General features: G+C 64.3%; 2 protein-coding genes and 1 pseudogene. All 3 read left to right on the top strand.

Going from position 1 to position 2,339, the window contains the following annotated elements; genetic code table 11:
- Nucleotides 1-113, top strand: a pseudogene (locus WCB02_RS06615) (DUF721 domain-containing protein); the annotation flags it as partial.
- Nucleotides 114-231: 118 nt separating this feature from the next.
- A complete protein-coding gene (locus WCB02_RS06610) occupies nt 232-888 on the top strand; it encodes a DsbA family protein (RefSeq protein WP_423957035.1) in 657 nt (218 codons plus the stop codon).
- Between the two features lie 633 nt (nt 889-1,521).
- Nucleotides 1,522-2,339, top strand: an 818-nt coding sequence (locus tag WCB02_RS06605) for an AAA family ATPase (RefSeq protein ID WP_423957034.1), incomplete at its 3' end; no start/stop codon positions are given.

Raw genomic sequence — 2,339 nt, 5'->3', positions numbered from 1 at the left:
CCCCGCTGGACCCGAAAGCGGTCGAGACCGTTGCGCGGACGCTGTCGGCTGTGGAAGATGACGACCTGCGCGCCGCGCTTGCCCGGCTTGGCGCCTCAATCAAGCGAAATTGACGCTTATGCCGGGACCCGTGTTGCGCGCCCGTCATTGCCAGACCAGCCGTTTCCAGCTAGCGAACGGCTGCCTGATGGAACCTTTTGCGCGCGAAAGCGCCGATCCGGGAGTAGACCGTTGATTATCACGCGCCGCGCCTTCACCGCCGCCCTGTCGCTGACCGGGCTTGCCGCCCTGGCCTCGTTCTCGCCGCTGCGGCTGATCAGCCAGGCCATGGCGCAGAGCGCCACGGATGTGGCCAAGCCGGTGTCGCTGCCGGACATGGCGCTCGGGCCGGCCGACGCCAAGGTGACGATCACCGAATTCGCGTCGATGACCTGCCCGCATTGCGCGGCCTTCAACGCCGAGGTGTTTCCGAAGATCAAGTCCGAATACATCGACACCGGCAAGGTGCGCTACATCTTCCGCGAGTTCCCGCTCGACATCAAGGCGGCCGCGGGCTCGATGCTGGCGCGCTGCATCGCCAAGGATGACGCCCAGAAATATTTCGCGGTCGTCGACCTGCTGTTCCGGCAGCAGAGCGATTGGGTGATGAAGAACACCACCGAGACGCTGACGCGGATCGGCAAGCAGGCCGGCCTCAGCCAGCAGCAGGTCGAGGATTGCCTCAAGGACCAGGCCCTGCTCAACAAGATCGAAGCCGACCAGAAATACGCCAACGACGTGCTGAAGGTCGATTCGACGCCGACCTTCTTCATCAACGGCGAGAAGATCAAGGGCGAGGCCTCGATCGAGGAATTCGAGAAGCGGATCAACCCGCTGCTGAAGAGCTGATCCGGTTCGGCTCTGGAAAACTGGGCGATCGATTTTGAAGTTCGAATCATATCAGGCGTCGTCTGCTCGGGTGACTATCGTGGGCGTGGCCGCCACACCGAACCGCCGTCATCGCCCGGCTTGACCGGGCGACCCAGTATTGCAGAGACCTCTCGATCGACGAACGTCTCTGGAATACTGGATCACCCGCATTCGCGGGTGATGACGACTGTGGACGTGGCCGCCGCTGCGGGCGCGAAGCGAGGGGGAATAGACTTCATCGGGGCGCCTGATATGATTCGAACTTCGAAATCGCTGAATTCGATGCCCGCCCCGCTTGCCGTGGGTGGAGAGCGTTTGTTGGAAGACACGCGCGCGACTTGAAGTGACGTCGCATCGAGTCTCACGACTCGATTGGTGTCGTTCAATTGCCAAGCGAACGATCGGGCCGCATTTGCGACCAGCGCTCGATAAAACAACGCTGGATAAAACCGGTGGGAAACGGCCGTGCGGCCGGTTGCCCTCGAGCTCCGGCGTCGCCATTGTCGCGCGCCAGCCGAGCGCATGAAGCGACTCACCCTCAACACCGACATTGCCTTCCATGGTATTGTCCAGGCAGGGAGATTCGCTCCCTGCCAATAGAGAATCCGATCTATGAAACTCACGCGTCTTCGTCTCCACGGTTTCAAGTCGTTCGTCGAACCCACTGATTTCGTGATCGAACCGGGCCTGACCGGCGTGGTCGGGCCGAACGGCTGCGGCAAATCGAATCTGGTCGAGGCGCTGCGCTGGGCGATGGGCGAGACCTCGCACAAATCGCTGCGCGCCGCCGACATGGATGCGGTGATCTTCGCCGGCTCCGGCAACCGCCCGGCACGCAACCATGCCGAAGTGGTGATGACGATCGACAACGCCGATCGCACCGCGCCCGCCGCGGTCAACGATCGCGAGATCCTGGAAATCTCGCGCCGGATCGAGCGCGAGGCCGGCTCGATCTATCGCATCAATGGCCGCGACGTGCGCGCCCGCGACGTCCAGATCCTGTTTGCCGATGCCGCGACCGGCGCACGCTCGCCGGCGCTGGTGCACCAGGGCAAGATCGGCGAGATCATCCAGGCCAAGCCGGAGCAGCGCCGCCGCGTGCTGGAAGATGCCGCCGGCGTCGCCGGCCTGCACGCCCGCCGCCACGAGGCCGAACTGCGGCTGAAGGCGGCCGAGACCAACCTGGTCCGGGTCGAGGACGTGATCGGCCAGCTCGCCGGCCAGATGGACGGCCTGAAGAAGCAGGCGCGCCAGGCGATCCGCTTCCGCGAGGTCGCCGCCAAGGTCCGCAAGGCCGAGGCGATGCTGTATCATTTGCGCTGGATCGAAGCCCATGCCGACGTGGCCGAGACCACGCACACCCATGATCTCGGCGTCCGCGAGATGGCCGAGCGCACCCGCGAGCAGGCCGAAGCCGCCCGCATCCAGGC

This window comes from Bradyrhizobium sp., assembly GCF_049581145.1.
In the GTDB taxonomy this organism is placed as follows: Bacteria; Pseudomonadota; Alphaproteobacteria; order Rhizobiales; family Xanthobacteraceae; genus Bradyrhizobium.
This window is presented reverse-complemented; position numbering and strand designations above follow the sequence as displayed.